Source organism: Pseudomonas sp. PDM03, assembly GCF_014852385.1.
Taxonomy (GTDB): domain Bacteria; phylum Pseudomonadota; class Gammaproteobacteria; order Pseudomonadales; family Pseudomonadaceae; genus Aquipseudomonas; species Aquipseudomonas migulae.
In genome coordinates this window covers 127,458-142,490 of the sequence record NZ_JACVBM010000007.1, presented here as the reverse complement: position 1 = coordinate 142,490, position 15,033 = coordinate 127,458, and the positions used below count along the sequence as shown (strand labels likewise).

General features: G+C 59.1%; 18 protein-coding genes. 11 read left to right on the top strand and 7 right to left on the bottom strand.

Translation table 11 applies throughout. The features are described from left to right. The first annotated feature begins 350 nt into the window (after positions 1–350). The 3 genes from IB254_RS13070 to IB254_RS13060 all read left to right on the top strand — a co-directional run bounded on the left by IB254_RS13070 (position 351) and on the right by IB254_RS13060 (position 1,996). Positions 351–1,031, top strand: coding sequence for an SOS response-associated peptidase (locus tag IB254_RS13070; RefSeq protein ID WP_192417560.1), 681 nt, complete (start codon positions 351–353; stop codon positions 1,029–1,031). Positions 1,032–1,304: 273 nt separating this feature from the next. Continuing rightward, positions 1,305–1,577: a hypothetical protein gene (locus IB254_RS13065; RefSeq protein ID WP_192417559.1), complete on the top strand. Its 273-nt coding sequence runs from the start codon at positions 1,305–1,307 to the stop codon at positions 1,575–1,577. Between the two features lie 191 nt (positions 1,578–1,768). Further along, on the top strand, positions 1,769–1,996 hold the full coding sequence (locus IB254_RS13060; RefSeq protein ID WP_192417558.1) for a DUF6555 family protein: 228 nt from the start codon (positions 1,769–1,771) through the stop codon (positions 1,994–1,996). A 69-nt stretch (positions 1,997–2,065) separates the two neighbouring features. On the opposite strand, the gene IB254_RS13055 is transcribed toward IB254_RS13060, so the two are convergent. The 3 genes from IB254_RS13055 to IB254_RS13045 all read right to left on the bottom strand — a co-directional run bounded on the left by IB254_RS13055 (position 2,066) and on the right by IB254_RS13045 (position 3,290). Further along, positions 2,066–2,215, bottom strand: coding sequence for a hypothetical protein (locus IB254_RS13055; protein ID WP_192417557.1), 150 nt, complete (start codon positions 2,213–2,215; stop codon positions 2,066–2,068). 65 nt (positions 2,216–2,280) lie between these two features. Beyond that, positions 2,281–2,592 (bottom strand): AzlD domain-containing protein, encoded by a 312-nt coding sequence (locus IB254_RS13050; RefSeq protein ID WP_167362959.1) that lies wholly within the window; start codon positions 2,590–2,592, stop codon positions 2,281–2,283. After that, positions 2,592–3,290 carry an AzlC family ABC transporter permease gene (locus IB254_RS13045; RefSeq protein ID WP_032828797.1) on the bottom strand — a complete coding sequence of 233 codons (699 nt, stop codon included), beginning with the start codon at positions 3,288–3,290 and terminating at the stop codon, positions 2,592–2,594. The genes IB254_RS13050 and IB254_RS13045 overlap by 1 nt, the downstream gene beginning before the upstream one ends. Before the next feature lie 378 nt (positions 3,291–3,668). On the opposite strand from IB254_RS13045, the gene dapA reads away from it, so the two are divergent. The 3 genes from dapA to IB254_RS13030 all read left to right on the top strand — a co-directional run bounded on the left by dapA (position 3,669) and on the right by IB254_RS13030 (position 6,208). Continuing rightward, on the top strand, positions 3,669–4,541 hold the full coding sequence (gene dapA, locus IB254_RS13040; RefSeq protein ID WP_192417556.1) for a 4-hydroxy-tetrahydrodipicolinate synthase: 873 nt from the start codon (positions 3,669–3,671) through the stop codon (positions 4,539–4,541). A 64-nt stretch (positions 4,542–4,605) separates the two neighbouring features. Continuing rightward, complete coding sequence (locus IB254_RS13035) at positions 4,606–5,007, top strand: DUF2784 domain-containing protein (protein WP_008030239.1); 402 nt, start codon at positions 4,606–4,608, stop codon at positions 5,005–5,007. Between the two features lie 283 nt (positions 5,008–5,290). Further along, entirely contained in the window at positions 5,291–6,208 is a 918-nt protein-coding gene (locus IB254_RS13030) for a LysR family transcriptional regulator (protein WP_192417555.1), read from the top strand. A gap of 2 nt (positions 6,209–6,210) precedes the next feature. On the opposite strand, the gene IB254_RS13025 is transcribed toward IB254_RS13030, so the two are convergent. Continuing rightward, on the bottom strand, positions 6,211–7,788 hold the full coding sequence (locus IB254_RS13025) for a sensor domain-containing diguanylate cyclase (RefSeq protein ID WP_192417554.1): 1,578 nt from the start codon (positions 7,786–7,788) through the stop codon (positions 6,211–6,213). Positions 7,789–7,866: 78 nt separating this feature from the next. Then, a complete protein-coding gene (locus IB254_RS13020) occupies positions 7,867–8,394 on the bottom strand; it encodes a DUF3087 family protein (protein ID WP_192417553.1) in 528 nt (175 codons plus the stop codon). A gap of 213 nt (positions 8,395–8,607) precedes the next feature. Here IB254_RS13020 and ppnN point away from each other — a divergent pair, with 213 nt between their 5' ends. Next, complete coding sequence (gene ppnN / locus IB254_RS13015) at positions 8,608–9,981, top strand: nucleotide 5'-monophosphate nucleosidase PpnN (protein WP_192417552.1); 1,374 nt, start codon at positions 8,608–8,610, stop codon at positions 9,979–9,981. 570 nt (positions 9,982–10,551) lie between these two features. Here the strand turns inward: ppnN and IB254_RS13010 are convergent. Next, positions 10,552–11,616, bottom strand: coding sequence for an alpha/beta fold hydrolase (locus IB254_RS13010; RefSeq protein ID WP_008043220.1), 1,065 nt, complete (start codon positions 11,614–11,616; stop codon positions 10,552–10,554). Positions 11,617–11,732: 116 nt separating this feature from the next. Further along, on the bottom strand, positions 11,733–11,996 hold the full coding sequence (locus tag IB254_RS13005; RefSeq protein ID WP_192417551.1) for a DUF2790 domain-containing protein: 264 nt from the start codon (positions 11,994–11,996) through the stop codon (positions 11,733–11,735). Between the two features lie 227 nt (positions 11,997–12,223). Between IB254_RS13005 and IB254_RS13000 the strand changes: the two genes are divergently transcribed. The 4 genes from IB254_RS13000 (at position 12,224) to IB254_RS12985 (ending at position 14,774) form a co-directional block, all read left to right on the top strand. Next, the gene (locus IB254_RS13000) at positions 12,224–12,964 is read left to right on the top strand and encodes a response regulator (RefSeq protein WP_192417550.1); all 741 of its coding nucleotides are present in this window, start codon (positions 12,224–12,226) and stop codon (positions 12,962–12,964) included. A 199-nt stretch (positions 12,965–13,163) separates the two neighbouring features. Continuing rightward, entirely contained in the window at positions 13,164–13,556 is a 393-nt protein-coding gene (locus IB254_RS12995; RefSeq protein WP_192417549.1) for a hypothetical protein, read from the top strand. 148 nt (positions 13,557–13,704) lie between these two features. Further along, complete coding sequence (locus IB254_RS12990) at positions 13,705–14,439, top strand: substrate-binding periplasmic protein (RefSeq protein WP_192417548.1); 735 nt, start codon at positions 13,705–13,707, stop codon at positions 14,437–14,439. 110 nt (positions 14,440–14,549) lie between these two features. Then, positions 14,550–14,774, top strand: a complete 225-nt coding sequence (locus IB254_RS12985) for a hypothetical protein (RefSeq protein WP_032832783.1) — start codon at positions 14,550–14,552, stop codon at positions 14,772–14,774. Positions 14,775–15,033: the final 259 nt, after the last annotated feature.

The window sequence follows — 15,033 nt, the reverse complement described above, 5'->3', positions numbered from 1 at the left end:
ATCCCCAATCCCGGGCATCCCCCAATCCGTAGGAGCCAGGCTTGCCGGCGAAGGCGCCCGTAAGATCGCCATCGCCGGCAAGCCGGCTCCTACAGGATTCGTGTGAATCCCCAATCCCGAACATCCTGGCGATCCGTAGGAGCCAGGCTTGCCGGCGAAGGCGCCCGTAAGATCGCCATCGCCGGCAAGCCGGCTCCTACAGGGTTCGTGTGAATCCCCGATCCCGAACATCCCCAATCCGTAGGAGCCGGCTTGCTGGCGATCGCGTCTGTGAAATCGCCATCGCCGGCAAGCCGGGCTCCTACAGGTGAAGCGTCTAAGCTGAAGGTTCCAGTAAGAGGTTTCTTTCGATGTGTGGAAGACTCTCGCAATACCGGGGCATTCATGACTTCGTGGCGGTGCTGAGTATTCCCGACGCGCTGATCAACCATGTCGGCGATGAACCGCTGGCCAGATACAACGCCGCGCCGACGAATCAACTCGCGTTGTTTCATCGGCAAAGCAATGGGCTCCAGGCTGACAAGGTGCGCTGGGGATGGCGGCCGCATTGGGCGAAGGATCGTGCGGCGCCGATCAATGCACGGGTGGAGAAAGTCGCCCACAGTCCGTTCTTCCGCGCAATCTGGCCGCACCGCGCGATTGTGCCGATCGACAACTGGTTCGAATGGGTCGATACGCCGGACTCAACGAGACAGCCATGGCTCATCCGGCGGCAGGACCGCGATCCGATTTTCTGTGCCGCGATTGGCCGGTTTCCCACAGTTGGCGAGGACCCGACAGACGACAACGGTTTCGTGATCATTACCGCGGACAGCGCCGGTGGCATGCTCGACATTCATGACCGGCGACCGGTGGTGTTGTCGCCGGAACTGGCACGGGAATGGCTCGATCCCGCCACGCCCGCGGAACGCGCCGAACAGATGGCCTTGTTTCAAGGCGAAGGCAGCGAGGTTTTCGAGTGGTACAGAGTTGGCAAGGCTGTAGGCAACGTGAGGAATCAAGACGCGTCTCTGATTGACGAGAGTGCATGAACTTATCAATACCAACAGCCTGACGGCAGCCAATAACTGTTATTTATGCAGACCAATAACTTAAACGTTACACAGACTGTTTCACCCAAGTAACACTTACTGATAGAGGACGCTTTGCTGTCTCAACCGCTTGTCCGACAATTTGATCGTCATACATACATTTAGAATAACTACGGATAGCATGCGCGCCGCATTTCCATTGGCATCGCCTGGTTGACCAATGAGTCAACAACTAAGGAAATCCCAACTACAACAAGCCTTGCAGAGAATTAAATGCGCGACGATTTTGCAATCATTCAAGTCGTTGGTCTGGAGTGCGTTTATCTTTCGACGACAGAGCACTATCGGCTGGACTGTTTCATCGAGCAATACATAAAGACCCGCAACCTGCTATCGGTTCCGGGGATTGACGGCACCTTGCGTTCAACGCTCATGTACTACCCCGGCAAGCCGCCGGTCATGGTCAACGAAGTGAACGCATGGATCGACAAGACCCTGGGCTATCGGGCCTCACATCCCGACGAATTGCAGCTCGAGGACGCTTGAAACGACACGCAGGTCTACGTTTGGCAAAAGGACTGAACGAACCCGTCGTCGCCGCACTCTGAACGGTAGAGGCTCACTGAGCCTCCTCCTTTTTCAGCAGTCCTATTTCTGCATCACACTTTCACCGCAGATCTCTCTGAATTTTTATTCGACGACTAAGCCACTGACCTGGCTGGCTCCACGAGAGATAGATGAGTGAACTCATTCCCTATGCCGTGCATTACTTATTCGACGGTGTGCGACAGCACTTTTTCAAGCTGGCTGTGCATTTTTCCGATGTCGAAGCGATTCATTCGGCGTCCGCGCATGCTTACCCTGAATCCGGCCGCAAGATCGCCGAACACGCCACCCTCGAAGCGGCACGCATCAAAGCCCGGCAATTGGGCATTACCCAGATTCGCTGGAACGTGTCGATCTGATCGACCGGCAAAAAAAGCCCCGCTCGCTGGCGGGGCTTTGTTGTATGCGCAGATCGGTCAGGGCGCCTGCTAAAACTTTCTATCAGGTTCTGACAGTTCCTTCCCGTCGTCGGGATGCTTCCAGTCAGGCGTCGAACGTCTCTGCCGCTCGATCTCTTCTTCCGTCGGTTCATCCATGTCTTCATCTTCCGGATCCGGACGCTTTTGTTCAGTTGCCATGCTCACCTCTCTCCCTAAGGGTTCAGTCATCAACTTTAAGCGTAGAACAGTTTCGCGCTCCCGGCTCAGAGCCACCAGCGCAGCAAAAAGAAGAACCCCATGCTCAACAACATGCTGAGCAAGGTGTTGCGGGTGTACAGCACCAGCCCCACCGCCACCAGCGAACTGATCAGGTACGGGTTGTCCCATTGTAGGTTCAACTGTTTATCCGGCATGAACACAATCGGGCCGCAGATCGCGGTCAACATGCCCGGCACTGCAAAACCGAGGAATTGCCGGGCGTTGCTGCTCAGGCGCAGCGGCAGCCGTGGCTCGAGAAAGACATAACGGTTGAGGAACACCAGAATCCCCATACCGACAATCACCGCCCAGACCATCATGTGCGTCCACCGTAGAATTTATTGCAGATGAAGCCCGCCGTCATGCCCGCCAACCCCGACAACACCAGCGCCGAGCCCCATTGCCAGTAGCTGAACAACACCGAGCAAAACAGCGAAACCGCCACGCAGACCACGGTCGGTACGTTGCGCACCACCGGGGTGATCAGGGCAATGAAGGTCGCGGCGATGGAGAAGTCCAGGCCCAGATGTTCCAGACCGGGAATGCTGCTGCCCAGCACGATGCCGGCCAGCGTGAAAAGGTTCCAGGCAATGTAAAACGTCAGGCCGACGCCCAGGGCATACCAGCGGTTGAATTGCTGTTTGTCATGCTGGCTGGTCAGGGCGAACAGCTCGTCGGTGAGCAAAAAGCCCAGCCCGGCACGCCAGCGACCCGGCAGCGGGGAAATTACCGAGCGCATGCTCATGCCGTAGAGCAGATGCTGCGACGTCAGCAATAACGTGGTCAGCAGAATCGAAAAGATTCCGGCACCGCCCTTGAGCATACCGATGGCCACCAATTGCGCCGCCCCGGCAAACACGATGCTCGACAACCCCTGGCCTTGCAGCGGCGTGAGGTTGGCTTCGATGGCCATGGAACCGGCCAGCAATCCCCACGGCGCGGTCGCCAGGGACAACGGCATGATCGCCGCGGCGCCACGAAGAAAGGCGCTGCGCGGCATGAGTGAGTGAGTCATAACGCTCTACAAACAGGAAAGACGCCTGACTGTGCCAGCAGTCGCGCCCGATGGCTTGAACAATCTTGCGCACTTGTGCCGTTTTTGGTGATTGACAAAATTCCCGCCGACTCTTAAAACTGAGCGCCTCATTCAGGGTGTAAGCAAACATGTCCGCAACCTTCAACCTCAACATTGACGCCATTGGCTTGATTGCCAAGGCGCAAGGTTGCGTTGCGCACGCCCTCAAATCGAAGAAACAGTCGCTCATGTGACCGGGGCGCGCTGTCCCGTCAGATGAGCTGACAGGACATTGAGCGCGACGGGCACCCTCCCCCTGCTTACTTCCTTCTACGCTTCTGACGGTGACGAAATCGGTCAACTTTCAGGAGTAAGTGCATGTCATCGTTTCAAGGTATCTGGGTTCCGCTCGTTACGCCGTTTCAACACGGTGCGATCGATTTCGTCGGGTTGCGCCGGCTCGTCAGCCATTTGCTGGACAAAGGCGTCGATGGCCTGGTGGTCTGCGGCACTACCGCTGAAGCGGCGGCACTGAGCAAACATGAACAACTGGCGGTGCTGGATGCCGTGCTTGAGTTAGTGCCTGCGGATCAGGTGGTCATGGGGCTGGCCGGCAACAACCTGACCGAACTGCTGCAATTGCAGAGCGAAATCCTCAAGCGGCCACTGGCCGGGTTGCTGGTGCCGCCGCCGTACTACATTCGCCCGTCCCAGGCGGGTCTTGAAGCGTTTTTCAAAACGGTTGCCGAAGCGTCCACTGTGCCGATCATTCTGTACGACATCCCGTATCGCACCGGAATCGCCTTCGAACAGGCAACGTTGCTCAACATTGTGGCCCACGAGCGAATCGTCGCGATCAAGGATTGCGGCGGCAATCAGGGCAACACCCTGGCGCTGCTGACCAGCGGCAAGGTCGACGTGTTGTGCGGCGAAGACAACCAGATATTCAGCGCCCTGTGCCTCGGCGCCAAAGGGGCGATTGCCGCCTCGGCGCATGTGCATCCGGAGTTGTTCGTGACGCTGTATCAACAGATCCGCGACCAGCGGTTGGCGGAAGGACGGGCGACGTTTTTCCGGTTGCTGCCGCTGATTCAAAGCCTGTTCATTGAACCCAATCCTGCTCCGGTGAAAACCGCACTGGCCCTTGAAGGCTTGATCGACGACGAACTGCGCGCGCCGATGCAACGTAGCAGTGAGGCCATGGTGCTGCGTCTGAAGGCCGTGCTCGCTGGGTTGGGCAGCAAACAATAGATAGAGCGCCGACGCCCCGCCCGAGTACCATGGAGTGATTCGCATCACGCGTCAGGGAGTCGCCATGCTTTACCGGATTGCCGCCGATGGGCTGGTGCTGTTTCACCTGTTGTTCATTCTGTTCGTGCTGTTTGGCGGGCTGCTGGTGCTGAAATGGCGCCACCTGGCCTGGTGGCACCTGCCGGCCGCAACGTGGGGAATTGCGGTCGAAGTGTTCCACCTGACCTGCCCGCTGACACAGTGGGAAAACCTCATGCGCAGCGCGGCCGGGCAAACCGGCTATGGCGGTGGTTTCATCGAACATTATGTGTGGCCGGTGATTTACCCGGCCGGGTTGACTCCGAGTATCCAGTTGGGACTCGGCGGCGTGGTGCTGGTGATCAACGTGTTGGTCTACGTTCGAGTGTTCAGGCAGCGCAAATCACGCCGAACGTCCACCCTTTCAAATACCACACGATCCCTGTAGGAGCCGGCTTGCCGGCGATGGCGGCCTCAAATTCGACGCAGTGCTCAAGGGCCTCATCGCCAGCAAGCCGGCTCCTACAGGGGGTGGGGTGGCCGATAAATTTCAGACAGCCCGCGATTTTGTAGGAGCCGGCTTGCTGGCGATGGCGGCCTCAAATTCGACGCAGCGCTCGAGGGCCTCTTCGCGGGCAAGCCTCGCTCCTACAGGGGTTGGGGTTGGCCTATATTTTGTTCTCGTTGCTCCAGACATTCATTTCCAGGCCGTTCGTTCGAGGATTCAGAACATGTTGTCGATTGAGGACCTGGCGTTGCTGGAGGCCATTCGGGAAACCGGTAGCCTGTCGCGCGCGGCGGTGCACCTGGGCAAGGCGCCATCGACCGTGTCGTATGCGGCGCGGCAACTGGAAGAGCGTTTCGACGCCTTACTCTTCGATCGCCGCCGTTACCGCTTGCAGCTCACCCCGGCCGGTGAATTGCTGGTGAACGAGGCGGCGCGGCTGATGCAGGACGTCTCGCGCCTGACCCAACGGGTGCAGCAAGTGGCCAATGGTTGGGAGAGTCGCCTGTGGATCGTCACCGACGAACTGCTGGAGTTCGAAACCCTGATCCCGGTGATTCACGAGTTCGATGCGCTGGAATCCGGCGTACCGTTGCGCATCACCCAGGAAGTGCTCAAAGGTGTCTGGGAAGCCCTGCGCGAAGGCCGGGCGGACCTGATCATCGGCGCCACCAACGAACCGCCGGCCATCCCTTCCTTGCGCTGGATGCAGTTGGGGGAAATGGAATGGGTGTTTGCGGTCTCACCGAAGCACCCACTGGCCAAGGCCAAGGAACCGATCTCACGGGCAACGGTGACGCAACACCGGGCGATTGTCGTGGCCGACTCGTCCAGATTCACCGAAGGCAGCACTTATGGTGTCTCCGGCGGACAACCCGTGCTCGCCGTGCCGACCATGCGCGCCAAAATCCACGCCCAGTGCGACGGCCTGGGCGTGGGGTGGCTACCCAAACATCGGGTCGGCTCGTTACTGGAAAACGGCACGCTGGTCGAAAAACAGATGGCCGACCCGCGCGAACCTAACATTCTGTATGCCGGCTGGCGTGGCGACCATGACGGTCGCGCCCTGGGTTGGTGGCTGGAAAAACTCAAGCAATCGTACCTCGCGACCCAACTGGTTCAGGGCAGCGGTGGGTTTGTTTGAGTTCAGTTGGCAATGACGCTCATGTTCCTGCCGCTGGCCTTGGCCACGTAAAGCGCCTTGTCCGCAGCGCCCACCAGGTCGTTCGGCTGGGCCTGTGATGCCGGATCGTAAGCGGCGACACCGATACTGACCGTCACCATGCCTTCTGCGCCTTCACGGTGGGGAATACCGGCCTGCAACACCGCACGACGGATTTTTTCCGCCACCAGAAACGCCCCCACATAGTCAGTCCCTGGCAGCACCACCGCAAACTCTTCACCGCCGTAGCGCGCCGCCAGATCCCCGGGCCGCTTGATGTTGTCGGTGATGATCGCGCTGATGTTGCGCAAACATTCGTCGCCGGCCACATGACCGTAGTGGTCGTTGAACAGTTTGAAGTGATCGACATCGATCATCAGCAGCGCGAGGCCGCTCAGGCTGCGCCGGGCGCGGCCCATTTCCGAGTGGATGAACAGGTCGAACTGACGCCGGTTGGACAGCCCCGTCAGCGCGTCTTCCAGGGCCAGCAATTCCAGGCCGCGATTGACCTCGAGCAGTTTGTCCTGAGCGTCCAGCAGTTGGTTCTGAATGCGGTTCTGCTGCTTCATCAGATTGATCAGGCGAAAACCCAGTACACCGACAAATCCCAGCAAAAGCGTAACGATGCCAGCACTGAGCAAAGACTCCTCACGCCAGCCGTCCAGGACTTCCTCCTTGTCGAGCGCGGTGAAAACAACCAGCGGATACCCCTCGACCCGGCGAAACCCCACCACCCGCACAACGCCATCTACCATGGATTTGAATGTTGCCGTCCCTGAACTCCCCGAGGGCAACAACTGCTTGAACAGCGGGCTGTTGGCGAGGCTGGTGCCGATATCCGCTTCGTTGAACGGCCGGCGAACGATGATGGTGGCATCGTCGGCGATCAGGTTGATTACGCCGTTGCGGCCCATGTCGATGCTGTCGTACAGGGACAGGAAGTGATTGAGATAAATCGTCGCCAGCGCCACACCGGCAAAACTCCCATCGGCATGATTGATCCGGCGCGACACCGTCATGATCCATTCGCCGCTGGAGCGGCTTTTGATCGATGGGCCGATATGAGGCCCACGGTCGGGATGATTGCGATGGAAGATGAAATATTCACGGTCGGCATTGTTGGCATCGGTCAGGGCGGCGCCGTTGGAATTGGCAATCCAGCGCCCCGTTTCGTCATAGACGAACAGGCCATGCAACTGACTCAACTCACTGCGCTGGGCGCTGAGCAAGCGCTCCAGATGTGGCAGCCCGGCCGGGTCAAAGCCGTCGTTTTCGAGGCGTTCTACCAGCGTAAACAGCAGCGTATCGGCCTGCTTGATCGTCGCCTGCGCTTGCGAGGCCAGGGTCTGCGCAAGGTTGGACATCGCCACTTCCTTGTCATGCAGATGATACTGGCGCGAACTCCACGCTTCCCAGATCACGATGACAATCATGGACAGGCACACTGCAACAAGCAGTACCACCGCGGAGCGCACCTTGATCCTGGCCCCGACCTGTTCGGTGACCAAAGGCACGCTGTGGCGTAATTGTTCAATTCGGTCTTTGACAGACGGGTTACCCATGACGCTCCCTGAATCCTGATGAATGGCGACTGATCCCGTTCGCCTTTTTATTATCAATGTGCCTTGATCCTGTACCGGTTAGCGTTGCGTCTGTTTCACGGCCTCAAGCCACGCCGGGTTCAATTGCGTCTGTTCGGTTTCGATGCCCAGCGCTTCCATTCGTGCCTTGTGCAGGTCCATTTCACGTATCAATTGGCCGTGATCACTGGAGTTACCGTCCAGTTGGTGCATCTGGCTCAGCCCCAGGTGATAAAAACGCAGCAGCTTCATGGCACTCGGATCACCCGCGTCCACCGCCGCCGTCACCTGATGCATGACGTTGGTGACGCTCATCAGGCTGCGTTTGAGCTGCCAGCCGTAGACCGCCGGCGCCATCCACTCCTGAGTCCAGAACGTGCCGCGCATCAGCGCCGCCATCAACAGCACCGCGACAAACACGCCGCCCACGTTGAAGCGTAGATTGTCGCCCCCCGGTTCGCCGAACATTGCCACCGCCGCGGTGGACAAAACCATCGCCAGGGCGAGGAAAACCAGGGCGATGATGATCGTGCTGCGGCGCGTCTGGCTTCGATAGATTTCTGGGTTCTGCGGCTGGATTTCAAACATCGCGACGGGGTTCCTCAGGCGGCGTGAGCAAAAAGACTGCGGGGCATTATCGCCTCTGCGAGGGATTTAGCTATGCTGGGGCTCCTTTTCATCTTTTCATCGTCAAAGGGGAACGTGGCGATACAGCGCAGTTCGTGCCATCTTCTTTCGTGGATACATACTATTCGGATGTCATGCGTCCTCGGCGGGTGACATCGTTTTAAGGATCATTGAATGTCCCAACGACAAGTAATCAACGCTTCGGTCAGCCCGAAAGGCAGCCTGGAAACCCTCTCTCAACGTGAAGTACAGCAACTGAGCGAAGCCGGATCCGGCAGCACCTATACCCTCTTCCGCCAGTGCGCCCTGGCCATTCTGAATACCGGCGCCCATGTCGATAACGCCAAGACCATCCTCGAAGCCTACAAGGACTTCGAAATCCGCATTCACCAGCAGGATCGCGGTGTACGCCTTGAACTGCTGAACGCCCCGGCCGACGCATTCGTCGATGGCGAAATGATCGCCAGCACCCGGGAAATGCTGTTCAGCGCCCTGCGCGACATCGTCTACACCGAAAACGAACTCGACAGCCAGCGCATCGACCTGAGCAATTCCCAGGGCATCAGCGACTACGTGTTCCACCTGCTGCGCAACGCCCGCACCCTGCGCCCCGGCGTCGAACCGAAAATCGTAGTGTGCTGGGGTGGCCACTCGATCAACACCGAAGAATACAAATACACCAAGAAAGTCGGCCACGAACTGGGCCTGCGCAGTCTCGACATCTGTACCGGTTGCGGCCCTGGCGTGATGAAAGGCCCGATGAAAGGCGCGACCATCGCCCATGCCAAACAACGCATTCACGGTGGCCGTTACCTCGGTTTGACCGAGCCCGGCATCATCGCTGCCGAAGCGCCGAACCCGATCGTCAATGAGCTGGTGATTCTGCCGGACATCGAGAAACGCCTGGAAGCGTTCGTGCGTGTCGGCCATGGCATCATCATTTTCCCTGGCGGCGCGGGCACAGCCGAAGAGTTCCTGTACCTGCTCGGCATCCTGATGCACCCGGACAACAAGGGCCTGCCCTTCCCGGTCGTCCTCACCGGACCGAAACACGCGGCGCCGTATCTGGAACAACTGGACGCGTTCGTCGGCGCCACCCTGGGTGACGCGGCGAAGCAGCATTACGAGATCATCATCGACGACCCGGCTGAAGTCGCGCGGCAGATGACTGCTGGCCTCAAAGCGGTGAAACAGTTCCGCCGCGAGCGCAACGACGCGTTCCATTTCAACTGGCTGCTGAAAATCGACGAGGGCTTCCAGCGCCCGTTCGACCCGACCCACGAAAACATGGCCAACCTGAAACTGAGCCGCAGCCTGCCGGCCCATGAACTGGCCGCCAACCTGCGTCGCGCGTTCTCCGGCATCGTCGCTGGCAACGTCAAGGACAAGGGTATCCGCCTGATCGAAGAACACGGGCCGTACCAGATCCGTGGCGATGCGGCGGTGATGCAGCCGCTGGATCAGTTGCTCAAGGCGTTCGTGGCCCAGCACCGGATGAAACTGCCGGGCGGCGCGGCGTACGTGCCGTGTTATCGGGTGGTTGCGTAACCAAACCCTGTAGGAGCCAGCTTGCTGGCGATGAGGCCCTCGAGCCGTGCATCGCTCATCCGGCCGCCATCGCCAGCAAGCCGGCTCCTACAGTTTGGTGTCGTTTGAAAAACTACCGACACCCACAATTCCTGTAGGAGCCAGCTTGCTGGCGATGAGGCCCTCGAACCGTGCATCGCTCATCCGGGCGCCATCGCCGGCAAGCCGGCTCCTACAGTTGGGTGTCGTGTGAAAAACTACCGACACCCACGATTCCTGTAGGAGCCAGCTTGCTGGCGATGAGGCCCTCGAGCCGTGCATCGCTCATCCGGGCGCCATCGCCGGCAAGCCGGCTCCTACAGTTTGGTGTCGTGTAAAAAACTACCGACACCCACGATTCCTGTAGGAGCCAGCTTGCTGGCGATGAGGCCCTCGAACCGTGCATCGCTCATCCGGGCGCCATCGCCGGCAAGCCGGCACCTACAGTTTGGTGCCGTATGAAAAACTACCGACACCCACGATTCCTGTAGGAGCCAGCTTGCTGGCGATGAGGCCCTAAAGCCTTGCGCAGCGCAGCAAGCCGGTTCCGCTTTACAGGTTATCCGCGTCGATCACAGCCTTGGCAAAGGCTTGCGGATCTTCCTGCGGCAAGTTGTGGCCGATGCCGCCGCTAATGAGGCGGTATTCGTATTTGCCGGTAAAACGCTTGGCGTAATCCTCCGCGGCCGGGTGCGGCGCGCCGTTGGCATCGCCTTCCATGGTGATGGTCGGCACCGTAATCACCGGGGCCTTGGCCAGTTGCTGCTCCAGCGCTTCATACTGGGGTTCGCCCTGCACCATGCCCAACCGCCAGCGATAGTTGAAAATCGTGATAGCGACGTGATCCGGGTTGTCCAGGGCCGCCGCGCTGCGGTCGAACGTTGCGTCGTCGAAGCGCCATTTTGGCGATGCCAGCTCCCAGATCAACTTGGCGAAGTCGTGACGATTCTTTTCGTAGCCGGCCTGGCCGCGCTCGGTTGCAAAATAGAACTGGTACCACCATTGCAACTCGGCCTTGGGCGGCAACGGGTTCTTGCCCGCAGCCTGATTGCCGATCAGATAGCCGCTGACGGCGACCAGCGCCTCGACCCGCTCCGGCCAAAGCGCGGCAACGATGTCCGCCGAGCGTGCGCCCCAGTCGTAGCCACCCAGCACCGCTTTCTTGATCTTCAGTGCATCCATGAAGTCGATGACATCACTGGCCAACGCCGCAGGCTGGCCGTTGCGAACAGTCTTGTCGGACAGGAAATGCGTGTCACCGTAGCCCCGTGCGTACGGGATCAACACCCGGTAACCCTTGGCCGCCAACAACGGCGCCACTTCGCTGTAGCTGTGAATGTCGTACGGCCAGCCGTGCAGAAGAATCACCACCGGCCCATCGGCGGGGCCGACTTCGGCGTACGCCACACTCAGCAACCCGGCATTGACATGCTTGAGCGGGCCGAACGTGTCCGCCTTGAGGGTCGCAGCACTCGCCACCACGGGCTCGGCAGTCGCGGCTTGCGCACTGGCAGCCCCGAGAGCACCGAGCTGCATCAGCGCGAACGCGAGGACCGAGGGGCCAAGGAAACGGCGACGACGCGAGGCGGAAGTACTGCTCAACACATTGATCTTCATGGTGATATCCCTGCAAGTCATTGATCGGGTGTTTGGACGACATGAATCAGCCATCGCGGGGCGCTGAGCAAACGGTGCGTTGCTCGACATCGACTGCGATGAGCGTAGTGGAAAGATCAGCCGCCCTGATTCGCGCAGTCTGCGAATTTGCTGTACCCGGTGACCTTCTGTGCGCCATTGGAATCGAGGTAGGTCAGGCGGGCATCGACAATGCCGCAGGTACCGCCGCCGTTGTCGACGATGGATACGACTTTCTTGATATCCAGATGCGTGCCGTACGCCGTGGTTTGCGCCGGCGCTTGAACATCGGCATGGGCCGAAAATGCGGCAACGTTCAGGACGGCGAAGAAGCTGGCGGCAATCAGTTTGTTCCAGTTCATGGTGAATTCCTCAGGGTTGCAATGGGTAATGGTTGCGAGGCAATCCGTGTTGTCTCGATGGAGCCCATTTAATCGACCCGAGGTATCTGCCATGTGTCTTAGAACCCGCGGAATTAAGGCGTAAGGTGTCAAACAGCGCAGCGGATACACTGTGATACAAAGCCTGTGGGCAGGTGCACCGTGGCTGCCTAGAATGCGCAACGTGCGAATAACAAGAGGGTTGAGCAATGGAACATGTAAACCACATCCTGATCGTCGACGACGACCGGGAGATTCGCGAGCTCGTCGGCAATTACCTGAAGAAGAACGGCCTGCGCACCACGGTGGTTGCCGACGGCCGGCAGATGCGCAGTTTTCTGGAAGCCAATCAGGTGGATCTGATCGTGCTGGACATCATGATGCCCGGCGATGACGGCCTGGTGCTGTGCCGCGAGTTGCGCTCGGGTAAACATAAAGCGACACCGATCCTGATGCTCACCGCACGCAACGACGAAACCGATCGCATCCTCGGCCTGGAAATGGGCGCCGACGACTACCTGACCAAACCCTTCGCCGCCCGCGAGTTGCTGGCGCGGATCAACGCCGTATTGCGCCGTACGCGAATGCTGCCGCCCAACCTGCTGATCACCGAAAGTGGCCGACTGTTGGGTTTCGGCCGCTGGCGCCTCGACACGACTGCCCGCCATCTACTCGATGAAGACGACACGATGGTCGCCCTCAGTGGTGCCGAGTACCGCTTGTTGCGCGTATTCCTCGATCACCCGCAACGGGTACTCAGCCGCGACCAGTTGCTCAACCTGACCCAGGGACGCGATGCCGACCTGTTTGATCGCTCAATCGATTTGCTGGTGAGCCGTTTGCGCCAACGCTTGATGGATGACTCGCGCGAGTCGACCTACATCAAGACCGTGCGCAGCGAAGGCTATGTGTTCTCCTACCCGGTGGAAATGCTCGGCGCAGAATCATGAAGCGTGCCTGGCGCTGAACACGACCGCCCTTCACATCTGAAGGGTTTTGTATCCGTCTGTATAAGAACCCGCGACAGATACGCAGACAGCGATTTCGCCGGGTTCGAGCACACATCACCGATACACCCGGGCGTTTAACTGTGATCACCGGATAGCAGCAGCTACCGACCCACTCAAACTAAACGCACGGAGAATCACCATGATCAATTTCTCGAAAGTTTCTTCCCTGGCACTCGGTCTGGCACTGGTCGGTGGTCTCGGCCTGTCGAATCTGGCCTCGGCCAGCACCGTGAACGCGGTGTCCCACGGCCAGATCCAGCAACTGCTGGTGGAAGGTGGCTCGGATCGGCTGCAACAGAACCGCGTGGCTGAAGGTGGTGCCGATCGTTTGCAAGAGCTGCGTGAACGTGTTGCTGAGGGTGGCGCCGATCGCCTGCAAGAGCTGCGTGAACGTGTCGCCGAAGGTGGCGCCGATCGCCTGCAGGAACTGCGTGAACGTGTCGCCCTGATCAGCCCGGACAACGCCGTACGCGACGGCGTGATCGTGGCGGAAAACCGCGCAGAGTTCGGTTCGAAATATCAGCGGTATTGATCGCGATCCACGTCGCAACAAAGATCCCCTGTGGGAGCGAGTGATACTTATAAATCCTCAGGTCTGACGCAAAAGCCCGCTCAATTGCGCGGGACAGTGACTGCACGCTCGTACTAAGCTTCGTGCCTCATTCGATCAAGGACGATTCATGAAGCGTATCGCCGTTTGCCTGCTGTCTCTTTTGACGTTCACTGCGGTCGCGGCAGACCTGAACATGCTGACAGACAACCACCCGCCCCTGCATTTCCAGCAGGGTAATCAGCTGGTGGGGTTTGGCGTGGACGTGGTGCAGGCACTGGCCGACATGGCTGGCGACCAGGTGCACTTTCAACAAGTCCCGCTGCTGCGCGCCTTGCACGTGGCCAGCACCGAGCCCACCACAGGGGTGTTCACCGTGTTGCGCACTGCCGAGCGTGATGGCCAGTATCAGTGGGTCGGTCCGCTGATGGAGGTGGAAACCGCTCTGTATTCCACTGAAAGTACCCGGCAACCGGTGCGTAGTCTGCTGGAGGCCGGTCATCAGGGCCGCATTGCCGTTCCGCGAAAATGGCTGGTCTACAGCTACTTGCAGAAGCAGGATGTGAACAATCTGTACGGCGTGGAAAACCCCGAACAAATGATGCGTCTGGCCCGTCTGGGTCGCGCGGAGTTCGTGGTGGCCGATACCCTTTCCGTCGCCACCATGGCCCGTGAAGAAGGAGTGCCACCCGAGCAGTTGCACTACCAGATACCGCTGATGAAGGAAGCCACGTATATCGCTTTTTCGCCGTTGAGCGACCCGCGTCAGATTGCGCGCTGGCAACAGGCGCTGGACACGATGCGCCAGGACGGGCGCCTGGAACAGCTCAAGCAGCGCTGGCTGGCAGACCGCATACCACGCTGACGGCTTGGATCAACGTTCTCGATAAAGACTATGCGTCAGGGTGTTTTTTCATCGTGATGCTCCAGGACTACTGTGGGCCCATCTTCTTCCCACAGTTCTGGAGCTACATCATGAAAAGCATTATCGGTCTTGGTTTCGTCCTTTCGGTTCTTGGTGCTACATCGGCAATCGCTGCCCCGCATGCTACGTTGCCCGTAGTGGCGGCGGCGAAGGTCAGTCAGCCGGCTACGTTGAATGTGAATACGGTTGGTGTTGATCGTAAGGACAGTCAGGCGAGTACGTTGTATGTCGCTGAAAACCGTCCTGAGTTTGGGTCCAAGTATCAGCGTTATTGATTGGCTGGTTTGTGCGGCTTTGAATAGGAAACCCCGAGAGGATTTGGTCTTTTCGGGGTTTCTTTGTTTGGGTGTATATCCGTTTTTTTTGTGATGGCTGATATTGGTTTCGCCCTTACGGCGAGTCACTTGGAGAAGCGCCAAGTAACCAAGCGCTCTTGCCCCTTTCGTTCGGTGCCTCGCCTAGGCTCGGCATGCCCTCGCTCCGGTCCTGCTCCGTGGGCCCGCCGCCATCGGCCATCCATGGCCGGGGGCGGCT